Source organism: Psychromarinibacter halotolerans (assembly GCF_029168315.1).
GTDB lineage: Bacteria > Pseudomonadota > Alphaproteobacteria > Rhodobacterales > Rhodobacteraceae > Psychromarinibacter > Psychromarinibacter halotolerans.
This window is the reverse complement of record NZ_JARGYD010000001.1, coordinates 131,083-151,220: the sequence shown is the minus strand read 5'-3', so window position 1 is coordinate 151,220 and position 20,138 is coordinate 131,083. Positions and strand designations below refer to the sequence as shown.

21 protein-coding genes are annotated in these 20,138 nt (G+C 67.0%); 12 read left to right on the top strand and 9 right to left on the bottom strand.

Features of this window, described 5'->3' with window-relative positions; translation table 11 throughout:
* Positions 1-36 precede the first annotated feature (36 nt).
* Together tgt and P1K30_RS00685 are read right to left on the bottom strand one after the other, a co-directional pair.
* Positions 37-1,158: a tRNA guanosine(34) transglycosylase Tgt gene (gene tgt, locus P1K30_RS00690; RefSeq protein WP_275630749.1), complete on the bottom strand. Its 1,122-nt coding sequence runs from the start codon at positions 1,156-1,158 to the stop codon at positions 37-39.
* 54 nt (positions 1,159-1,212) lie between these two features.
* Complete coding sequence (locus P1K30_RS00685) at positions 1,213-1,560, bottom strand: DUF1428 domain-containing protein (RefSeq protein ID WP_275630748.1); 348 nt, start codon at positions 1,558-1,560, stop codon at positions 1,213-1,215.
* A 163-nt stretch (positions 1,561-1,723) separates the two neighbouring features.
* Here P1K30_RS00685 and P1K30_RS00680 point away from each other — a divergent pair, with 163 nt between their 5' ends.
* Together P1K30_RS00680 and P1K30_RS00675 are read left to right on the top strand one after the other, a co-directional pair.
* Entirely contained in the window at positions 1,724-2,083 is a 360-nt protein-coding gene (locus P1K30_RS00680; protein WP_275630747.1) for an SUF system Fe-S cluster assembly protein, read from the top strand.
* Between the two features lie 70 nt (positions 2,084-2,153).
* On the top strand, positions 2,154-3,818 hold the full coding sequence (locus tag P1K30_RS00675; RefSeq protein WP_275630746.1) for a mechanosensitive ion channel family protein: 1,665 nt from the start codon (positions 2,154-2,156) through the stop codon (positions 3,816-3,818).
* Between the two features lie 12 nt (positions 3,819-3,830).
* On the opposite strand, the gene P1K30_RS00670 is transcribed toward P1K30_RS00675, so the two are convergent.
* Positions 3,831-4,724, bottom strand: coding sequence for an alpha/beta fold hydrolase (locus tag P1K30_RS00670; protein ID WP_275630745.1), 894 nt, complete (start codon positions 4,722-4,724; stop codon positions 3,831-3,833).
* A 386-nt stretch (positions 4,725-5,110) separates the two neighbouring features.
* Between P1K30_RS00670 and P1K30_RS00665 the strand changes: the two genes are divergently transcribed.
* The 6 genes from P1K30_RS00665 to tpiA all read left to right on the top strand — a co-directional run bounded on the left by P1K30_RS00665 (position 5,111) and on the right by tpiA (position 9,027).
* Positions 5,111-5,947 carry a LysR family transcriptional regulator gene (locus P1K30_RS00665; RefSeq protein ID WP_275630744.1) on the top strand — a complete coding sequence of 279 codons (837 nt, stop codon included), beginning with the start codon at positions 5,111-5,113 and terminating at the stop codon, positions 5,945-5,947.
* Positions 5,948-6,031: 84 nt separating this feature from the next.
* Positions 6,032-6,679, top strand: a complete 648-nt coding sequence (locus tag P1K30_RS00660) for a hypothetical protein (protein WP_275630743.1) — start codon at positions 6,032-6,034, stop codon at positions 6,677-6,679.
* Positions 6,676-7,452 (top strand): DUF3307 domain-containing protein, encoded by a 777-nt coding sequence (locus tag P1K30_RS00655; RefSeq protein ID WP_275630742.1) that lies wholly within the window; start codon positions 6,676-6,678, stop codon positions 7,450-7,452. Before P1K30_RS00660 ends, P1K30_RS00655 begins: the two co-directional genes overlap by 4 nt.
* Positions 7,453-7,486: 34 nt before the next feature.
* On the top strand, positions 7,487-7,867 hold the full coding sequence (locus P1K30_RS00650; protein ID WP_275630741.1) for a HesB/IscA family protein: 381 nt from the start codon (positions 7,487-7,489) through the stop codon (positions 7,865-7,867).
* Positions 7,864-8,187, top strand: a complete 324-nt coding sequence (locus tag P1K30_RS00645) for a TfoX/Sxy family protein (RefSeq protein WP_275630740.1) — start codon at positions 7,864-7,866, stop codon at positions 8,185-8,187. Before P1K30_RS00650 ends, P1K30_RS00645 begins: the two co-directional genes overlap by 4 nt.
* A gap of 87 nt (positions 8,188-8,274) precedes the next feature.
* Positions 8,275-9,027, top strand: coding sequence for a triose-phosphate isomerase (tpiA, locus tag P1K30_RS00640; RefSeq protein WP_275630739.1), 753 nt, complete (start codon positions 8,275-8,277; stop codon positions 9,025-9,027).
* Between the two features lie 270 nt (positions 9,028-9,297).
* Here tpiA and purF read toward each other — a convergent pair whose 3' ends face one another.
* Both purF and P1K30_RS00630 read right to left on the bottom strand, forming a co-directional pair.
* Positions 9,298-10,788: an amidophosphoribosyltransferase gene (gene purF, locus P1K30_RS00635; RefSeq protein WP_379560841.1), complete on the bottom strand. Its 1,491-nt coding sequence runs from the start codon at positions 10,786-10,788 to the stop codon at positions 9,298-9,300.
* Positions 10,789-10,931: 143 nt separating this feature from the next.
* On the bottom strand, positions 10,932-11,126 hold the full coding sequence (locus P1K30_RS00630; protein ID WP_275630738.1) for a hypothetical protein: 195 nt from the start codon (positions 11,124-11,126) through the stop codon (positions 10,932-10,934).
* 142 nt (positions 11,127-11,268) lie between these two features.
* Here P1K30_RS00630 and P1K30_RS00625 point away from each other — a divergent pair, with 142 nt between their 5' ends.
* The gene (locus P1K30_RS00625) at positions 11,269-12,426 is read left to right on the top strand and encodes an alpha/beta hydrolase (protein ID WP_275630737.1); all 1,158 of its coding nucleotides are present in this window, start codon (positions 11,269-11,271) and stop codon (positions 12,424-12,426) included.
* Between the two features lie 169 nt (positions 12,427-12,595).
* On the opposite strand, the gene P1K30_RS00620 is transcribed toward P1K30_RS00625, so the two are convergent.
* The 3 genes from P1K30_RS00620 to P1K30_RS00610 form a co-directional block, all read right to left on the bottom strand.
* Positions 12,596-13,150, bottom strand: coding sequence for a CvpA family protein (locus P1K30_RS00620; protein ID WP_275630736.1), 555 nt, complete (start codon positions 13,148-13,150; stop codon positions 12,596-12,598).
* A 30-nt stretch (positions 13,151-13,180) separates the two neighbouring features.
* A complete protein-coding gene (gene radA / locus P1K30_RS00615; RefSeq protein WP_275630735.1) occupies positions 13,181-14,542 on the bottom strand; it encodes a DNA repair protein RadA in 1,362 nt (453 codons plus the stop codon).
* Between the two features lie 130 nt (positions 14,543-14,672).
* Positions 14,673-15,266 (bottom strand): biotin transporter BioY, encoded by a 594-nt coding sequence (locus P1K30_RS00610; RefSeq protein WP_275630734.1) that lies wholly within the window; start codon positions 15,264-15,266, stop codon positions 14,673-14,675.
* Between the two features lie 144 nt (positions 15,267-15,410).
* Between P1K30_RS00610 and P1K30_RS00605 the strand changes: the two genes are divergently transcribed.
* Positions 15,411-16,064 (top strand): SDR family NAD(P)-dependent oxidoreductase, encoded by a 654-nt coding sequence (locus P1K30_RS00605; RefSeq protein WP_275630733.1) that lies wholly within the window; start codon positions 15,411-15,413, stop codon positions 16,062-16,064.
* A gap of 28 nt (positions 16,065-16,092) precedes the next feature.
* On the opposite strand, the gene P1K30_RS00600 is transcribed toward P1K30_RS00605, so the two are convergent.
* Complete coding sequence (locus P1K30_RS00600) at positions 16,093-16,416, bottom strand: hypothetical protein (protein ID WP_275630732.1); 324 nt, start codon at positions 16,414-16,416, stop codon at positions 16,093-16,095.
* A gap of 291 nt (positions 16,417-16,707) precedes the next feature.
* Between P1K30_RS00600 and pepN the strand changes: the two genes are divergently transcribed.
* Both pepN and P1K30_RS00590 read left to right on the top strand, forming a co-directional pair.
* Positions 16,708-19,284 (top strand): aminopeptidase N, encoded by a 2,577-nt coding sequence (gene pepN, locus P1K30_RS00595; protein ID WP_275630731.1) that lies wholly within the window; start codon positions 16,708-16,710, stop codon positions 19,282-19,284.
* A complete protein-coding gene (locus P1K30_RS00590) occupies positions 19,281-20,030 on the top strand; it encodes an SDR family oxidoreductase (RefSeq protein ID WP_275630730.1) in 750 nt (249 codons plus the stop codon). The genes pepN and P1K30_RS00590 overlap by 4 nt, the downstream gene beginning before the upstream one ends.
* The last annotated feature ends 108 nt before the right edge of the window (positions 20,031-20,138 follow it).

Below are 20,138 nucleotides of genomic sequence, written 5' to 3'. Positions count from 1 at the left end.
AACACTGACAGAACTTTAGCGTCGGCGAAACGGGCCTCAGATCGGTTCGATGTCGCCCTTCGCGCGTTCGGCGTGGAAGGTTTCTTCCCATGCGTCAAACCGGGCCTCGGCGATGGCGCCCCGCATCCCGTCCATCAGTTCCTGGAAGTAGTGCAGGTTGTGCCATGTCAGCAGCATCGAGCTGATGATCTCCTGCGACCGGAAGACGTGGTGCAGATAGGCGCGGGAATAGTTGCTGCAGGCGGGACAGGTGCACTGTTCATCCAGCGGTCGCGGGTCGTCCTGATGGCGCGCGTTCTTGATGTTGACCACGCCGCGCCGCGTGAACGCCTGCCCGGTCCGGCCCGACCGCGACGGCAGCACGCAGTCCATCATGTCGACCCCGCGCTTGACGGCGCCGACGATGTCGTCGGGTTTGCCGACGCCCATCAGGTACCGCGGCCGATCCTCGGGCAGCATACCGGGCGCATAGTCCAGCACGCCGAACATCGCCTCTTGCCCCTCGCCCACGGCAAGACCGCCGATGGCATAGCCATCAAACCCGATCCGTGTCAGCGCCTCGGCGCTTTCCTCGCGCAGGTCACGGGTGACGCCGCCCTGCTGGATGCCGAACAGCGCGTGGCCCGGCCGGTCGCCGAACGCGTCCCGCGACCGTTGCGCCCAGCGCATCGACAACCGCATGGACTCGGCCACCCGCGCATCGTCGGCGGGAAGCGCGGGGCATTCGTCGAAACACATCACGATGTCCGACCCCAGAAGCTTCTGGATCTCCATCGACCGTTCCGGCGTCAGCTCGTGCTTCGAGCCGTCGATGTGGCTTCGGAACGTCACGCCCTTCTCGGTCAGCTTGCGCAACTCGGCAAGGCTCATGACCTGAAACCCGCCTGAGTCCGTCAGGATTGGCCGGTCCCAGTTCATGAACCTGTGCAGCCCGCCCAGCCGGTGAATCCGCTCGGCGCCGGGGCGCAGCATCAGGTGATAGGTATTGCCCAGCAGGATGTCGGCCCCGGTGGCGCGGACGCTTTCGGGCATCATCGCCTTGACCGTGGCGGCTGTGCCGACGGGCATGAAGGCGGGGGTGCGGATCTCGCCCCGCGGGGTGCGGATCACGCCTGTGCGGGCGGTGCCGTCGGTGGCTTGCAGATCAAACGAAAACATGCGCCGGGGCTTATCCCGGCGCATGGGTCTTGCCTAGGGCAAATGCAGTGCGGGTCAGGAGCTGAACAGCACCTCGAAGCCGCCCCACATCATGCGCATCCCGTCGAACGGCATCTCCATCCCTTCCATCTCGGGGTCCTGCATCATCTTTTCCCACGCCGCGTGATAGGTTTTCTGATCCGGCCAGACGATCCAAGAGAAGACGACCGCCTCCCCCTCTTCCAGCTTCACGGCCTTCGGAAACGAGGTCACCTTGCCGTCCTGCACGTCCGAGGCCCAGTTTTCCTGCATCGACAGGGCGCCGTACCGCTTGAACATGGACCAGCCCTTTTCCGCCATTTCGCGATAGGCATCCTTGTTCGCTTCTGGCACGGCCAGCATGAACCCTTGCACGTAGCTCATCGTCGTCTCCCTGTTCGATTGCTTTGCCGGATCAGCGTGCCAGTGATTTACGTTGACCTCAACTTAATTCACCGGACGATCCGAAGATAGGCAACGTGCTGCCGGGGTTTACGCCCCCGGGGAGTATCCTTATATATTCGGTCGGAATAGACAGGGAAATCCCATGCCCGATACCGCACCGATGGAGGGGCAGCCCCTCATTCAGCCCTCCAGCACCGATCACGAGCTTTACGACAGCATCGTGGACGCCTGCCGCACGGTCTACGACCCGGAGATTCCGGTGAACATCTACGATCTGGGCCTTGTGTACACGATCGAGATTTCGGACGAGAACGACGTTAAGGTCATCATGACCCTGACCGCGCCCGGCTGTCCCGTCGCGGGCGAAATGCCGGGCTGGATCGCCGATGCGGTCGGCCCGCTGCCCGGCGTGAAAAGCATCGACGTCGAGATCACGTGGGACCCGCCGTGGGGCATGGACATGATGTCCGACGAGGCCCGGCTGGAACTGGGCTTCATGTAATCAAGCCCGCCGCGCGGGCAGCAAATCAGACCGGGCCGGAACCTTTTCCGCGCTGCGGCGTTCGAGCTTCATGGTTTCGAGCGCCTTTGCCCGCCTAGTCGCCGCTGTCTTGCTGGCCCTGACCTTCTGCGCCCCCCTCGCGGCGCAGGAGCAGCAGCCCGACAACGTCTTCCCCTTGGACGTGCTGAACGAAGGACTGCCAGAGCCTGCAGGCACCATTGACAGATCGACCCCACGAGGCACGCTTGAAACGCTGCTTCAGGCGGCTGAAGACGAGCGATGGGTCGATGCCGCGCACCTGCTGAACCTGAACGGCGTCGATGTGGACGAGCAAGCGTCCTACGGGGCCGAGCTCGCGATGATGCTGGAAGCAGTGATCGACCGCAAAGCGGTCATCAACTGGACCGACCTGATCGACCGTCCCGACGCGTTGGATGCGCATGAAAGCACGAACAGCGCCACGGCGGGGATGACCCGGCGATCCATCCTGCTTTGGACCCTGCCACTGGACAGCCGTCCCGCCTCGCTGCGGCTGGAACGGGTTCAGGTCGGCGACGAAGACCCGGTCTGGATCTTTCCGTCGCAGACCGTCCAGAACATCGGTGCGCTTTATGCGATCTATGGCCCGTCAGAACTGGAACAGGCGTTCCCCGAAGTCGTGAAGCAGAAGGTCGCCTTCGGTCTGATGCTGTGGGAACTGGTCGGGCTGCCGCTTCTGATCGCGGTCGCCGCGATTGTTGGAATAATGGTGCGTTACGCGCTCGACTTCGCGTCGCGGCGGGCCAAGACGAAAACGATGACCGACGTCCTTCGGGCGATCCGGGGTCCGGCGATCTTCGGGACCGTCGTAACGCTGATGGCGTTGGCGACCAAGCATCTCTTCGTATTCTCCGGTCGGATCGACACCGTGCTGACCCCGGCCATCACGCTGGGCATCGCCGCCAGCATCCTGTGGCTTGTGGTGAACGCCATCGACGCGGTGCTGGACCGGCTGGTAATCTCTGCCTCGGACACGCTGTCTCACCGGCAGCAGCAGGAACAGCGCGCGATGGCCACCAAGGTCGCCGCCGGGCGCCGTGCGCTGATCGTCGTCTTTGTCGCCACCGCCTTCGGCATCGCGCTTAGTTCGACCACGCTGTACCAGAACCTTGGCCTGTCGCTGATCGGGACCGCTGGTGCCCTGACGCTGGTCTTCGGCTTCGCCGCACGCCGGGTGTTGGGGAACATCATGGCGTCGCTGCAGATCGCCATGAACCAATCCGCCCGGATCGGCGACCGGATCGTCTACAAGGATCACCTGTGCCACGTCGAACGGATCAACTTCACCTACGTGCAGTTGCGCGACTGGGACGGCACCCGGCTGGTGGTGCCGGTGGAAGAGTTCCTGTCCGAACCGTTCGAGAACTGGACGATGCAAGAGCCCGAGATGCTGCGGGTGATTAAGCTGAAGCTGGCGCACGGTGCCGATGTGGACCGCCTGCGCGCGGCGTTCGACAAGGTCGTCGCGGATCTCGATCAGGACGAACTGGCCAACCTCGATGAGGTGTCGGTCCGCGTGGCCGATCAGGACGTCTTCGGCAAAGAGGTCTGGTTCTGCCTGCCCTGCGCCGACCCCAACACGTCTTGGGACATGGCCTGTATCGCGCGCGAGAAGATCATCGCCGCCGCTGCCGAGCTTGAAGACTCGGACGACAACCGCATGTTCCCCGAGGCGAACCCGGCCGAGGCCGCCTGACGCACAATAGCGTCACGCTGCCCGCTTGGCGTTGACGTCGATGGCCGCGACGATCCGGCTCCAGAAGGCTGGCGGCAGATCGTGGCCCATCCCCTCGATCAGCAGGAACTCCGCCCCCGGAACCGAGGCGGCCGTGTCCGCCCCACAGGCCGCCGGGATCAATGGATCGTCGGCGCCGTGGATGACCAGTGTGGGCGCGCGAACGGTCGCCAACCTCGCGCGGCGATCCCCAGCCGTGACCATCGCCGCAAGCTGACGCCCATACCCCGCCGGGTCGTGCGCGCGGCGGGCTTCTTCCAACGCCAGCTCCCCTTGCGCCTCGGCGTCGAAAGGCGCCCCGCTCCCCGTAATACAACGCGCGAAGGCAATGCTGACCTCGGCAAAGCCCTCGGGGTCCGTCACCGGGTCGGGCCGAGGGCGCTGCATCAGCGCCATAACCTCGGGCGCGGCCTGCGGAAGGTCGGGATTGCCGGTGCTCGACATGATCGACACCAACGAGCGGACCCGCCCAGGATACTCTGCCGCCATGCACTGCGCGATCATGCCCCCCATCGACCGCCCCACCACATGCGCCCACTCTATGCCCAGCGCATCCAAAAGCCCCACGGCATCCGCCGTCATGTCCAGCAACGTATAGGGCACCTCGGGCCGGACGCCGGCCATCAGCGACGCCGCCAGCGCCCCGAAATCCGGCGACGGCAGGTCGCCCATATGCGTGGACAGTCCGGCGTCGCGGTTGTCGAACCGGATGACGCGATAGCCGCACGCCGCAAGCGCCCGGCAGAAGCCGTCGTCCCATCGGATCATCTGCGTCCCAAGCCCGGAAACCAGCAGCATCGGCTCGGCGTCCGCAGCCCCAAAGGTCTCGAATGCGATCGCGATGCCATTCGCGGTGACAGTATCCATGCGGCTGATCCTTTCCGGTTGCAGCGCGCATTTATACCCGGGTCAAATTTCTGTCAATAACACCCGGGTAATATGTCTTGCCATGCGGAGGTCCACCCACGTCCCCGCGCGGACCACGCCACCGCCGCCCGAACACGGCGGCTTGCAGACGCAGGAGGGCTCGGCGCCGCCGCCACTTGCGGTGGCTGGCGATCCTTGCCTCGATCTTGCGGCGCTCTGGGCGCACCGGGGTCTCGGCGGCAGACTGGGCCATGCGGCTGACAAGCAGGTATTGGTCGGCAGATAGCATTTGCGCCTCCATCATTTCATTTTCGGAATTGATGATGGACTCTAGCTCGCTTTTTCTGGCCCAATAAGCCACGCCAACCGCAACCACCATTTCAAAAATGCAACAGAACCTTGACGACCTCGCCCTGTTTCTTGCCATCGCCGACGCTGGCGGCCTTGCCGGAGCGGCGCGCACTACGGGCCAAAGCCCGCCAACGCTGGGCCGCCGCATGACCGCGCTGGAACGCGCCCTGAACCGCCGCCTGTTCGAACGCGGCGCGCGGGGCTACACGCTGACCGCCGCCGGGCGCGACCTGCTGGCCGAGGCAGAGCCGCTGCGCGCCCTTAGCCAACGGCTGTCGCGCTGGGCCAGCACCGACCCGACACCGCGCGTTCGCATCACCACCGGCCACTGGACCTCGCGCTTTCTGGCGCGGCATATCGGACGGGTCTGGGCCTCTGGCGATCCGTGGGTGCCCGAGTTCCTTGCCTCGAACGCGAATGTCGACCTTGCCCGGCGCGAGGCCGACATCGGGGTCCGCAACCGCCGCCCCGACCAGAACTGGCTGGCCGCGCGGATCACCCTGCCCGTTCACTATGCCGTCTACGGCACCGGGCCGCAGGTGCGGGGGTTTCTTGCCCTGCCCGATGGCTACCCCACCACACCCTCGGACCGATGGGTGCGGCAACACCACGGCGACGAGATCGTGACCGGCGCCTCGGATACAAGGCTGATGCTGGATCTGGCCCTGTCGGGGCTTGGCCGCATCGTGATGCCCACCTTCGCGGGGGATACGGTGAATGGCCTGACCCGCTTGTCACCGCCCATCGCCGAGATCGCACATGACGAATGGCTGGTCATGCACCAGGACGCACGCCACGACCCACCCGTCCGCGCCGCAATCGACGCCCTGTTCGCGCTGCTAAGCGACCCGGCGCTGCGGCCACCACCGTAGAGGTGCAAGCGTTTTGGCTTGCTTTGCCGCATAGCAAGCCAAATAACTTGCTTTATTCAATTGCAAGCGTTAAAGCTTGCTTCAATGGTAAAAACCACCCTCTCCGCCGTCCTGACGGGCGATCTTGTGGCGTCGCGCAAGGCCACCCACGCGCAGGCAGAGCATGCGATGGCGACGCTGTCGCAGGCGGCCGCCGCGTTCGGGGCCGAATGGACGATGGACCTGCGCTTTACCCGGTTCCGGGGCGACGGCTGGCAGATCCACCTTGCGGATCCGTCGCTTGGGCTGGACGCCGCGCTGTATATGATCGCCCGCCTCCGCAGCGCCGATGTCGCGGTCGAAACCCGGCTGTCGGTCGGCGTCGGCCCGGTCACGACCACCGGCACCACCGACCTTGCGGATGCCGACGGGCCCGCGTTTCACATCTCGGGCGACCATCTGGAACAGATCGGCAAACGACGCAGGATCGTCGTGGCCGGCGCAGGCATCGGCCCGTTCCAGTCCGCCCTGTTCGATCTGCTCGACTTCATCTCGGCCGGATGGTCCCCCGCACAGGCGCAGGCGGTCGCGATGGCGATCACCGAAAGCTATCCGACGCAGGATGACATCGCCGCCGAACTGGGCATCACGCGGCAGGCGGTGCAGTCGCGCTTGTCCTCCGCCGGGTATGCCTATCTGCAAGAGGCGCTGCACGCCTTTCGAACCTACGATTTCGGAGACGCCGCACCATGATCGAAACCTTCGCCGCCCTTCTTGTCGCCCATGTCGCGGCAGATTTCCTGCTGCAGACCGGGTGGATGGCCGACAACAAGCGCCGGGCCCTGCCGCTTCTGTCCCATGCAGGCGTCGTGTTGGCCACCGCCGCGATCGCGACCGGACAGCCCGCCCATGTCGCGCTGCTGGTTCTGGTGGGCCTTCATGCGCTGATCGACATCGCCAAGGCCCGCATCCCCGCCGCACGCGGCGCGCTGGGCTTCTTGCTGGATCAGGCGGCACACCTTGCCACCCTTGCCGGGATCGCGGCATGGGCGCCGGAGTTGTGGGACACCGGCCTGTGGGCCGCCGCCCCGCCAATCGTGCTACAGGTCGCGACCCTTGCGGCGGCGCTGGTGCTGGTCACGCAGGGCGGGCGCTATTTCGTCGCGACGCTGATGCAGGACATCGAACTGCCGGTCCCCGCCCTGAACGCCCCCGATGCCGACGCCAACGCCGAGGATGCGGCAGCCGACGCCAAAGGCTTGCCGCGCGGCGGGCTGGTGATCGGCGTTCTGGAACGGGCGATGATCTTCATCCTGATCGCAGCCGGCCAGCCCGCCGCCATCGGCTTTCTGATCGCGGCCAAGTCGGTGCTGCGCTTCGGCACGGTGCAGGAAAACCGGGCCGCCAGCGAGTACGTGATCATCGGCACGCTGGCCTCGTTCGGCTGGGCGATCGCCATCACCCTTCTGTGCGAAACGCTTCGCAGTGCCCTGCCTCCGCTTGAGATTTTGCCCCCGAACCCCTAGGTTTAGGACCAGAACAGGAAAGGACAGGCGCGACATGTTCGGCATTCCCGGCAAACAGGCTGTCAGCATCACCCCGAAGGCGGCGGCGCAGATCTCTAAACTGATGACGAAGGACGGCTCCAAGGGGCTGCGCATCGGCGTCAAGAAGGGCGGCTGCGCGGGCATGGAATACACGATGGACTACGTGTCCGAGATCGACCCCAACGATGAGGTGGTCGAACAGGACGGCGCCGTGGTGATGATCGCTCCGATGGCGCAGATGTTCCTGTTCGGGACCGAGATCGACTATGAGGTTTCGCTGCTGGAAGCGGGCTTCAAGTTCCGCAACCCGAACGTGGCCGATGCCTGCGGCTGCGGCGAGTCGATCAAGTTCAAGGACGTCGAGGAACTGGCCGCCGAGCGCGCCGCCGAATGAGCCTGTCGGACGAAGAGGTCGCGTTTGTCCGCGAGCTCTTCTCCGGTCTGGGCGACGTCTCGACACGCCGGATGTTCGGCGGCATCGGCATCTACCATGACGGCACGATCTTTGCGCTGATGCGCAGCGACGGCGTCCTGCTGCTGAAAGGCGCAGGCGACTTCGCCAGTGTGCTAGAAGCCGAGGGCTGCGAACGCTGGACCTACACCCGCAAGGACGGCAGCGCCTCGGCGATGCCCTACTGGCCCCTGCCCGACGCGGCGCTGGACGACCCCGAGGTCGCCTGCGACTGGGCGCGGCGGTCTCTCGCGCATCTCTGACCGTCCTGCGGCTGCGGCACCTTTCCCCCTTCCGAGCGCACGGTTAACCAGCTACCCAAGGCTGAAGCATTTGCAGGGAGACATCGCATGACCGCCAGAAAACTCGCCGCCGGAAACTGGAAGATGAACGGCCTTGCCGCCGACCTCGTCGAGGCAGAGGCGCTGGCAAAGGCGTTTCCCTCTCCCAAGGTGGACGTCCTGCTGTGTCCGCCCGCGACGCTGATCGCGCCGATGTCCGCGAAAGTCGGCGGCAGCGCCATCGCGGTCGGTGGCCAGAACTGCCACGCCGTCGAAAGCGGCGCCCACACGGGCGACGTGTCGGCCGCGATGCTGGCCGATGCGGGCGCGTCCTACGTGATCGTCGGCCATTCGGAACGCCGCACCGATCATGGCGAGACCGACGCCAGCATCCGGCTCAAGACGCAGGCCGCGTGGTCCGCCGGGCTGGTCGCCATCGTCTGCATCGGCGAGACGCTGGGCCAGCGCGAAGACGGCGAAACGCTGGACGTGGTGGGCGGGCAACTGGCCGGCTCGCTGCCCGACGACTGCACCGCCGCGAATACCGTCGTCGCCTATGAACCCGTCTGGGCCATCGGCACCGGCAAGGTGCCCACGCTGGACCAGATCGCCGAGGTCCACGTTTTCCTGCGCGCCAAGCTGGAAGACCGGTTCGGCGCCGAGGGCGCCGGTATCCCGCTGCTGTACGGCGGGTCAGTGAAACCCTCGAACGCGGACGAGATCTTCGGCGTGTCCAACGTCGACGGCGCGCTGGTTGGCGGCGCCTCGCTGAAGGCCGCGGATTTCGGCGGCATCATCGGCGCGCTGGAACGGGCGGAGTAAACCTTGCGCCCGATTTGCACGTAGCGCGAAACAGCGGCCCACCGGGCCGCCGCGCATCGCTGGGCCGCCCCCCGGCCCGGCGATTTGGCACGCGGCAAAGAACCACTGCAAAGTCAAAGGGACTTGGCCACCATAAAGTGGCAGCAACTTAAGTTCGGATCGCCGATCCGCGGCCCAGCGACGCGCGGCTAGCCAACAGATGCATTGGCAAACAAAAAAGCGCGCCACGGCAGTGCCGGGCGCGCCTTCGATAACCGTGTCTGAACCTGTCTACTCGGCGGCCTTCAGCTCGAACCCGCGCTCGATCATGTCCGCCGGTTCCACCGGGTATTCGCCCGAGAAGCACGCGTCGCAGAACTGCGGCGACGACGCCTTGCGCCCCTCTGCCTCGCCCGCGGCGCGGTACAGGCCGTCCAGCGAGATGAACCGCAGCGAATCCACCCCAAGGTGGTCGCGCATCTCGTCCTCGCTCATGGTGGCGGCCAGCAGCTTGGACCGCTCGGGCGTGTCCACGCCATAGAAGCAGGGCCAAGCGGTCGGCGGCGACGCGATCCGGAAGTGAACCTCTTTCGCGCCAGCGTCGAGGATCATCTGTTTGATCTTCAACGACGTGGTGCCCCGCACGACCGAGTCGTCGACAAGGATCACGCGCTTGCCCTCGATCAGGGCGCGGTTGACGTTCAGCTTCAGCCGCACGCCCATGTTCCGGATCTGCTCGGTCGGCTCGATGAAGGTCCGGCCCATGTACTGGTTCCGGATGATCCCCATGCCGTAGGGAATGCCGCTTTCGAAGGAATAGCCGATCGCCGCCGGAGTACCGCTGTCGGGCACCGGGCAGACAAGGTCGGCCTCGACCGGGGCTTCCTTGGCCAGTTCGATGCCGATCTGGCGGCGCGTCTCATAGACGGACCGGCCGCCAAGGATCGAATCCGGGCGGCTGAAATAGACCTGCTCGAAGATGCAGAACCGCGATTTCTTGCGCTCGAACGGGTGGAAGCTTTCGATCCCCTTGCCGGTGATCACGACCATCTCGCCCGGTTCGATCTCGCGGATGAACTCGGCGCCGATGATATCCAGCGCGCAGGTCTCGGACGACAGGGCATAGCCGTCGCCGACCTTGCCCAGCACCAGCGGCCGCACGCCCAGCGGGTCGCGCACGCCGATCAGCTTGGTGCGGGTCATCGCCACGACCGAGAACGCGCCCTCGACCCGGCGCAGGGCGTCCTTCATCCGCTCGGGGATGGTGCGCTGCAACGAACGGGCCATCAGATGGATGATGCACTCGCTGTCCGACGACGACTGGAAGATCGAGCCGCGCTCGATCAGCTCGCGGCGCAGCGCCTCGGCGTTGGTGATGTTGCCGTTGTGGGCGATGGCGACACCGCCGACCGAGAACTCGCCGAAGAACGGCTGCACGTCGCGAATCTGCGTCGCGCCCTTCGACCCGCTGGTCGAGTAGCGGACGTGTCCGATGGACAAAGACCCCGGCAGCGTCTCCATCAGAGAGGCCTTGGTGAAGTTGTCGCGCACGTAGCCGAAGCGGCGGGCAGAGTTGAACCCGCTTTCGCTTTCGTAACTGACGATGCCGCCGGCTTCCTGACCGCGGTGCTGCAAGGCGTGCAGACCGAGGGCGACGAAGTTGGCGGCGTCGTTTACCCCGATGACCCCGAACACGCCGCACTCTTCGTGCAGCTTGTCGTCGTCGAAGGGGTGGCGAGGCATCCTGTCATCGTTCGACAGGGGGCGGGAGGTCTCACGCATCTCAGCGGGGCTCCGAATCCGGTGGCAGCGGTTGCCCCTCACATAGAGGGTCCGGACCGGCCTGTCACGGTGCGATCACCGAATTGCGACAGTTCCACGACAATCGTGTCCGGTTCGGCATGGGCCACGGCGCCCCGCCGGGATCAGGCGCGGCCGCCGAACACCGGCATCAGCGCCAGCAGCGCGATCAACAGCGCAACCGGCCCGCGGCCCTTGTCTGCAAGGCCCGAACCGGCCTCGCGCGCGGCGCGGCTGCGGGCGATGCGGCCCTGCGCCATGTGGTACGCGGTGTCGATAGAGCCGTCGGGACGGCGGCGAATTTCGGTTTGATGGGTCATCACAAAGCTCCCTTGCTCTGGGAACAACCCTGCGCCTGTCCGGCCCTGCGCGCTTGAAGAAGGCCTTGGGAAACCCTTCTGATGTCTAAAGAAGCGACTGGAATCGCTTGAGAGGCCGCCGCCGTCCACGCATTCTGCCGCCATGCGCATCCGTTTCGCCGACTGCGAGCTTGACCTCGCCCGCCACAGCCTGCTGCGCGCCGGTGCCCCGGTGCATGTCGAACCGCAGGTGTTCGACCTGATCGCCTGCCTTGTCGCGGCGCGCGGCGCACTGGTGACCTACGACGACCTGATCGCGCAGGTGTGGCAGGGCCGCATCGTGTCCGATGCCACGATGGCCGCGCGGATCAGTGCGGCGCGGGCGGCAGTGGGCGACGACGGCAGGCGGCAGGCGGTGATCCGCACCCTGCCCCGCCGCGGCGTGCAGCTTGCCGTCCCGGTCGAGGCAGACGGCGCCCCGACCGGTGCGGCCGCCCGGCGGCAATCGATCCGCTACACCACCTCGCGGGATGGCACCGCCATCGCATGGGCCGAGACCGGCGACGGGCCGCCCCTGCTGCGCGGCGGGCACTGGCTGAGCCACCTCGAGCACGACTGGGACAGCCCGGTCTGGCAGCCGGTGCTGGACGACCTGTCGCGCGGCCGCAGGCTGATCCGCTATGACCCGCGCGGCACCGGCCTGTCGGACCGGGTGCTGAACGAGGCCGACGTCGACCGGCTGGCCGACGATCTGGAAGCGGTGGCCGACGCGGCGGGGCTGGACCGTTTCCCGATCTACGCGATCTCGCAAAGCGTGCCGGTCGCTATCGCCTTCGCCGCGCGGCACCCCGAGCGGGTCAGCCGAATGGTGCTGGTCAACGGGCTGGTGCTGGGCAGCACCGCCGCCGGCGACCGCGCCCGCACCGACACGATGGTCGGCATGATCCGCAGCGGCTGGGCGGTGCCGGGGTCGGCCTTCATGAAGGCGGTGGCCACCGTGTTCATGCCCCGCGCCACACCCGACGAGTTGGCGAGTTTCGAAGAGATGCAGGGCCTGTCGGCCAGCGCCGATATCGCGGCGGGCATCCGCACGGTGATCGCCGACATCGACGTGCGCGACCGGCTGGAGCGGATCGCCTGTCCGGTGCTGGTGATGCATTCGTCAGGCGACTCGGTGCAGGACCCGGAACAGTCGAAACTGCTGGCGCGGCGGGTGCCGGACGCCGAGTACCACCTGCTGGATTCCCCCAACCACGTCCTTGTCCCCAGCGACCCGATGTGGGCGCGCTGCGTGTCTGAGGTGGACAGGTTCTTAGGTTAACGCGCGGCCCTGCCCCCGTCGCACCGAAGGTGCGCCAACAAGAAGGGCGATCGGGGCTCTGCTCCCGTCGGACCGCAGGTGCGCAAACGGGAAGAGCGATGGGGGCGCTGCCCCCGTCGCGCGGTGCGCGACTCCCCCGAGGTATTTCGGAAGAGAAGAAGCCCCGGGTTTAGCTGGAGCAGTTGCCGACCAGCGTCTCGTAGCGCGACACGATCCAGCCCGGCGCGTCGTCGGGGATCTGGTTGTCGATGTCGCCGCGGACGCGTTCGAAGATCTTCGCGGTGCGGCTGTTGTCGACCATCGCGATGTCTTCGCTGACGACGATGCGGTCGTAGACCACCAGCGCCACCGCGACCAGAAGCAGGCCGCGCAGCACGCCGAAGAAGAAGCCAAGGCCCCGGTCCAGCCCGCCAAGGGCCGAGCGTTGCACGACGCTGGCGAACAGCGGGGTGAACAGCGACACCAGCACCAGCGCAATCGCGAAGACCGCCGCGAAGGCCGCGATGATCGACAGTTCGCAGCTGTCGCGCAGGTAGTCGCCGACGTAGGGGATTTCCTTGACCAGCGGCTCTGCCGTCGCCGCGAAGAGGAACGCAAGAACCGCGGCCGCGATCCAGCCGATGATCGCCATCGCCTCGCGGACGAAGCCCCGGGAATAGGCCAGAATGGCCGAAATAATGATCACAGCCGCGACGACGCCGTCGACAATAGTGAAGCCGTCCATGCCTTCTCCTGCCCGTCTTTTTCTGGGGCGTCAGCCCGCTCCGAAAATCTCGCCCACGACCTGTGCAAGGTCGCCCATCGGGCGCAGTTCCATCCCGGTCCCGCCGGCCTTCGTGCTTTGGGGAACGATGGCGGTGCTGAAACCAAGTTTCGCGGCTTCTTTCAACCTGTTTTCGGTCTGACTGACCGGACGCAGGGCACCGGACAGGCTGATTTCGCCGAAAACGACACAATCTGCGGGTAATGCCGCGTCTTCACGCGCCGACAGCAACGCCGCCGCCACCGCCAGATCCGCCGCCGGCTCGCCGATCTTCATGCCGCCCGCGACGTTGAGATAGACGTCGAGCCCCGCGAAGGGAATCCCGCACCGCGCCTCGAGCACCGCGAGGATCATCGCCAGCCGTCCCCCGTCCCAGCCCACGACGGACCGGCGCGGCTGGCTGTGCGGCGTGGGGGCCACCAGCGCCTGAAGCTCGGTCAGCACGGGGCGCGTGCCCTCGATCCCGGCGAAGACGGCAGATCCCGGCGCGGGCTCGCCGCGTTCCGACAGGAACAGGGCCGAGGGGTTCGCGACCTCTTGCAGGCCGCCGCCGGTCATCTCGAACACGCCGATCTCGTCCGCTGGGCCGAAGCGGTTCTTGACCGCGCGCAGGATGCGGAACTGGTGGCCGCGCTCGCCTTCGAAATACAGCACGGTGTCGACCATGTGCTCGACCACGCGGGGGCCCGCGATCTGGCCTTCCTTGGTGACGTGACCGACAAGGATCACCGCCGTGTTGCGCCGCTTGGCGAACTGGGTCAGCTCGTGCGCGGCGGCGCGCACCTGCGTGACCGATCCGGGCGCGCTGTCGACATTGTCGGCCCACATGGTCTGGATCGAGTCGATGATCGCCAGTTGCGGTTTCTCGGTTTCCAGCGTGGTCAGGATGTCGCGCAGGTTGGTTTCCGCGCCCAGCTTGACCGGCGCCTGTTCCAGCCCCAGCCGCTGCGCCCGCATCCGCACCTGGGCCGAGGCTTCCTCGCCCGAGATGTACAGGCACTTCAGCCCCTTCCGGGCGAAGGCGGCGGTGGCCTGCAACAGCAGCGTCGACTTGCCGATGCCGGGGTCGCCGCCGACAAGGATCGCCGACGCGGGCACCAGCCCGCCGCCCAGCACGCGGTCCAGTTCCGCGATGCCGCTGATGGCGCGGGCGGGCGGTGCCTCTTCGGTGGCGAGGTCGGTCAGGGTGACGGACGCGCCGCGCGTGGCGCCGAGCGACTTGCCCGACGGACCCGCCGACAGGGGCGTCTCTTCCTGAATCGTGTTCCATTCGCCGCAGGCTTCGCAGCGGCCGGACCACTTGGTGTAGGACGCGCCGCACGAGGCGCAGACGAAGGCGGGTGCTTTGGCCATGCCGCTTTCTGCCCGCCCCGCGCGGCGGCTGCAAGCGGCTCGGGGCATCACGATCGCGCGCGACGCGACCCGGCATGGAAAAAGGCCCGCCGGAAACCGACGGGCCCTTGGTAAGACGGTGTCGCCGGGGTCAGGCGTTGCGCGATTTCAGCGCGGCCCACGCGCCCGAGACGAACATCGCGGCGATGGCGGCTTTCAGCCCGTCGCCCAGCAGGAAGGGGCTGACCCAGCCGGCCCAGATCTTGGCGGCCGAGGTGCCGACCCATGCGGCGTCCACGCCGAAGACCGAAGCGACGCCCATCGGCCACGCCACGCCCGGCAGGTACATCGCGGCGGCGGCGACGACGGCGACCGCGAAGGTCGACAGGAAGCCCTTGGTCCAGCCGCGGTCAGCGGCAAAGCCCGCGACCCACGCGGTCAGGACGAAGCCCAGCAGGAAGCCGCAGGTCGGGCCGAAGAAGTACGCGGCACCGGCGCCGCCGTTCGAGAACACCGGAAGACCGGCAAGGCCCTCGGCCAGATAGGCGACCAGCGTCGCGGCGCCAAGGCGCGCGCCATATGTCAGGCCGATCATCAGGATGGCCAGCGACTGCAGCGTCATCGGCACCGGCCACATCGGCACGGCAATCTGCGCGGCCACGGCGATGAAAGCCGAACCGCCGACGATCAGCGCGATGTTCTTCAGAAGGGTCCGTTCGCCCAGCGTGGCTTGGGTCAGGGTCATGTGGCACTCCTTGGTTAAGGTGTCTCTCGGTTACAGGACGTTCTGCGGCGCGGCGCAGGCCAAGTCAAGCGCGGCGACACGGTGCCGCGCCATGCGCCGCGTTCCTCTCTTGACCTTTTCCGCGCCCCGCGACACACCACCCGCGTGACTGACAAGGCTGAAAAGATCGCGCTCGTGACGGGCGCCTCCCGCGGGCTGGGCGCCGCGCTGGCAGAGACGCTGGCGGCGACCCACCATGTGATTGCCGTGGCCCGGACGACCGGCGCGCTGGAAGAGCTGGACGACCGCATTCAGTCCGCCGGGCACAAGGCCACGCTGGCCCCGATGGACATCACGGTGCCGGATGCGATGGCGCACCTGTGCCGGTCGGTCTATGACCGCTGGGGCGGCATCGACCTGTGGGCGCACGCCGCCGTGCATGCGCCGCCGCTGTCCCCCGCCGACCATGTCGACGCCAAGGACTTCGCCAAGACGCTTGCCGTGAACGTCACCGCCACGTCGGTGCTGATCCCCTATGTCTCGCCCCTGCTGAACCGGCCCGGTGCGCAGGCGCTGTTCTTCGCGGACGATCACGCGGACGAAAAGTTCTTCGGCGCCTACGCTGCGTCGAAGCAGGCGCAGATCGCGCTGGCCCGCGCATGGGCCGCCGAGACCGAGACGTTGGACCTGTCGGTCCGCGTCCTGTCGCCGCGCCCGATGCCCACCGCCGTCCGCGCCCGGTTCTTCCCGGGCGAGGACCGCAGCGTGCTTGCCGACCCGCGCGACGAGGCGCGGCGGCTGCTACAGGGCCTCGTCTAAGCCGCGACCCACTTTCTCGAACCGCTCCTTACGGCGTGCCCATCGGACCGCGCTGGTTCGGCGTGCGCCCGGTCGTCGGATCGGGCTGGCGACCGTAGGGCGGCAGACAGTTGGGATCGTTGGACGCATAGGTCGGATCGCACTGCTCGCCCGGCGGCGGCGGCGGCATGCACTGATAGGGCAGTTGCGCGCCGGGGATGTACAGGCCCTGCTCGCAGCCGACGACGCTGCCGTACTTGTTGTAGATCGGCTCGCCCTTGATGACGCGTGGCGGCATCGGCTCTTCCTGCTGGGCGCAGGCCGCCAGCGCCAGGGGCGCCGCAACCAAGATGAAACGAAGCTCTCTGAGCATGATTCACTCCTCCATGAATGCACGGTCCGGGCCGCGGTCTATGCCGTGGCGCGTGCCGTAGCGGCAATCCTGCACCCTGCCGCTGCGTCACACAACCGTGAATGGAATCAACGGCCGGACATACAGGCCGAAATGCCACGCACCCCGCCGCCGCCGCCTCTGCACCGGCAAGACGCCGCGCATCCGGCGCGGCCTGCCCTGCCCCGGCGGCGCGCCCGACGTGCCATTGAAGCCGTCCGCCCCGCCGACTACCTTGCGACGACAGCGCAACAGAACACGGCAGGACATGGCATGAAGGACGCAACCCCGCAGGCGGTCTACCTCTCGGACTACACACCGCCCGCCTATCTGGTCGACAAGGTCTCGCTGGTGTTCCGGCTGGACCCCGCCGCCACCCGCGTCCTGTCCCGGATCGAATTCCGCCCGAACCCCGACGCCGCCCCCGGCCAGCCGCTGGTGCTGGACGGCGAGAAGCTGAAACTGATCGGTGCGGCGGTCGCGGGCGAAGCGGTGAAGGACGGCGATCACACGCAGACCGACACCGGCCTGACGATCCCCGCCAGCCGCCTGCCCGCCGAGCCCTTCGTGTTCGAGGCCGAGGTCGAGATCGACCCATCCGCCAACACCGCGCTGGAAGGTCTGTATATGTCGAACGGCATGTACTGCACCCAGTGCGAGGCCGAGGGCTTCCGCCGCATCACCTATTACCCCGACCGCCCCGACGTGATGGCGCCGTTCCACGTCCGCATCGAAAGCGACGAGAAGGTTCTGCTGTCCAACGGCAACCCGGGCGCCAGCGGCGACGGCTTTGCCGAATGGACCGACCCGTGGCCCAAGCCAGCCTATCTGTTCGCGCTGGTCGCGGGCGACCTTGTGGCCGCGAAGGACAGCTTCACCACCCGTTCCGGCACCCCGGTCGAGCTGGGCATCTGGGTCCGCCCCGGCGACGAGGGCAAATGCGACTATGCGCTCGACGCGCTGAAACGGTCGATGAAGTGGGACGAGGACGTCTATGGCCGCGAATACGACCTTGATGTCTTCAACATCGTGGCGGTCGACGACTTCAACATGGGCGCGATGGAGAACAAGGGGCTGAACGTCTTCAACTCGAAATACGTTCTCGCCAGCCCGTCGACCGCGACCGACATGGATTATGAGAACATCGAGGGCATCATCGCCCACGAGTATTTCCACAACTGGACCGGCAACCGCATCACCTGCCGCGACTGGTTCCAGCTGTGCCTGAAGGAAGGCCTGACCGTGTTCCGCGATCAGCAGTTCTCGGGCGACATGCGGTCGAAGCCGGTGAAGCGGATTCAGGACGTGCTGCAACTGCGCGCCCGCCAGTTCCGCGAAGACAACGGCCCGCTGGCGCACCCGGTCCGGCCCTCGTCCTATATCGAGATCAACAACTTCTATACCGCCACCGTCTACGAAAAGGGCGCCGAGGTGATCGGGATGCTCAAGCGGCTGGTGGGCGACGACGGCTATGCCAAGGCGCTTGACCTGTACTTCGACCGCCACGACGGCGACGCCGCCACGATCGAGGACTGGCTTGCCGTGTTTCAGGACGCCACGGGCCGCGACCTGTCGCAGTTCGGCCGCTGGTACACGCAGGCCGGCACCCCCCGCGTGACAGTGACCGACGACTTCAAGGACGGCACCTATACGCTTCATCTAAAACAGGAAACGCCCGCCACGCCCGGTCAGCCCGACAAACAGCCGCAGGTGATCCCCGTGGCCGTCGGACTGCTGAACCCCAACGGGGACGAGGTGCAGCCCACCACCGTTCTGGAACTGACCGAGGAACAGCAAAGCTTCACCTTCGACGGTCTCTCGGCCAAGCCGGTGCCGTCGATCCTGCGCGGCTTTTCGGCGCCGGTGATCCTTGACCGCAAGACCACGACCGAGGAACGCGCCTTCCTGCTGGCGCATGACACCGACCCGTTCAACAAGTGGGAAGCCGGCCGCGCGCTGGCCAAGGACGTGCTGGCCCGCATGGTCACCGACCGCGCCGCGCCGGGGCCCGCCTATCTGGATGCGCTGGAACGCGTCGCCCGGGACGAGACGCTGGACCCCGCGTTCCGCGCCCTTGCGCTGCGCCTGCCGTCCGAGGACGACATGGCCCAGACGCTGTTCGACGCGGGCGTCACGCCGGACCCGCTGGCGATCCACGACGCGCGCGAGAAGCTGATGCTGGCGCTGGCGGAACACCTGTCGTCGGTGCTGCCCGGCCTTTACGAGGACATGAGCATCCCCGGCCCCTACTCGCCCGACAGCAAGGCCGCAGGCTGCCGCGCGCTGCGCCAAACCGCGCTGGCGATGATGGCGCGGCTGGACGACGGCAAGACGGCGGCCAAGCAGTTCCGCGATGCCGACAACATGACCGAACAGCTTGGCGCGCTTGGCGTCCTGCTCAGCGTCGGCCACGGGCAGGAAGAACTGGGCACCTTCTACCGGCAGTGGCAGTTGGACCGGCTGGTGATCGACAAGTGGTTCGCCCTGCAAAGCTCGCTGGCCGCCCCCGGCAAGGCCGCCGACACGACGCTGGCGCTGACGCGGCACCCGGATTTCGACTGGAAGAACCCCAACCGCTTCCGTTCGGTCATCGGCGGGCTTGCCACGAACGCCGCAGGGTTCCACGATCCATCGGGCGCAAGCTACGAGCTGGTGGCCGACTGGCTGATCCGGCTTGATCCGATGAACCCGCAGACGACAGCGAGGATGACAACCATGTTCGAGACCTGGAACCGTTACGATGCTGACCGGCAGGCCCTGATGCGCGGCGCGCTTCAGCGCATCGCCGCCACGCGCGGGCTAAGCCGCGACACCACCGAGATGGTCGGCCGCATTCTGGGGTCGGCATGACCCGGCCCGCCGTCCTGATCACCGGCGCCAGTTCGGGCATCGGCGCCGCCACCGCCCGGCTGTGCGCCGAGGCAGGCTGGGACGTCGGCATCGGGTTCCGAAGCGAACGCGCCGGGGCCGAAGCCACGGTAGAGGCGGTCGAGAAGGCCGGCGGTCGTGCGGTGCTGTTGCAAGGTGACGTGTCCGACCCCGCCGAGATCGAGGCCGTCTATGCCGGCTTCGACGAAGCCTTCCCGGTCATGAGCGGTCTGGTCAACAACGCCGGCATCGTGGACGTGACCGCGCGGCTGGACGAAATGTCGCCCGAACGCATAGCCCGCATGATGGCGGTGAACGTCACCGGCACGATGCTGGTGGCGCAGGGCGCGGTGAAACGCATGTCGACCCGCCACGGCGGCAGCGGCGGCGCGATCGTCAACATCTCGTCGGTGGCCGCCAAGCTAGGCTCGCCCGCGCTGTTCGTGGACTACGCGACGTCGAAGGGCGCGATCGACACCTTCACCCGCGGTCTCGCGCTTGAGGTCGCCGCCGAAGGCATCCGCGTCAACGGGGTGCGGCCGGGCATGATCTATACGCCGATCCACGAAAAGGGCGGCTATGCCGACCGGCCCAAGGAACTGGCGCACGTCATCCCGATGCAGCGCATCGGCGAGCCGGAAGAGATCGGCGAAGCCGTGGTCTGGCTGCTGTCCGACAAGGCCAGCTATGCCACGGGCACCACCTTCGACGTCAGCGGCGGGCGATAGCATCCGGGGCCGCCACGCGTTGCCTTAAGATACCGCCGCAACGCGCTGTACCAAAAAGGAAACGGCCCGCCAGATCGCTCTGGCGGGCCGCTTTCATCTGTCTGTCGC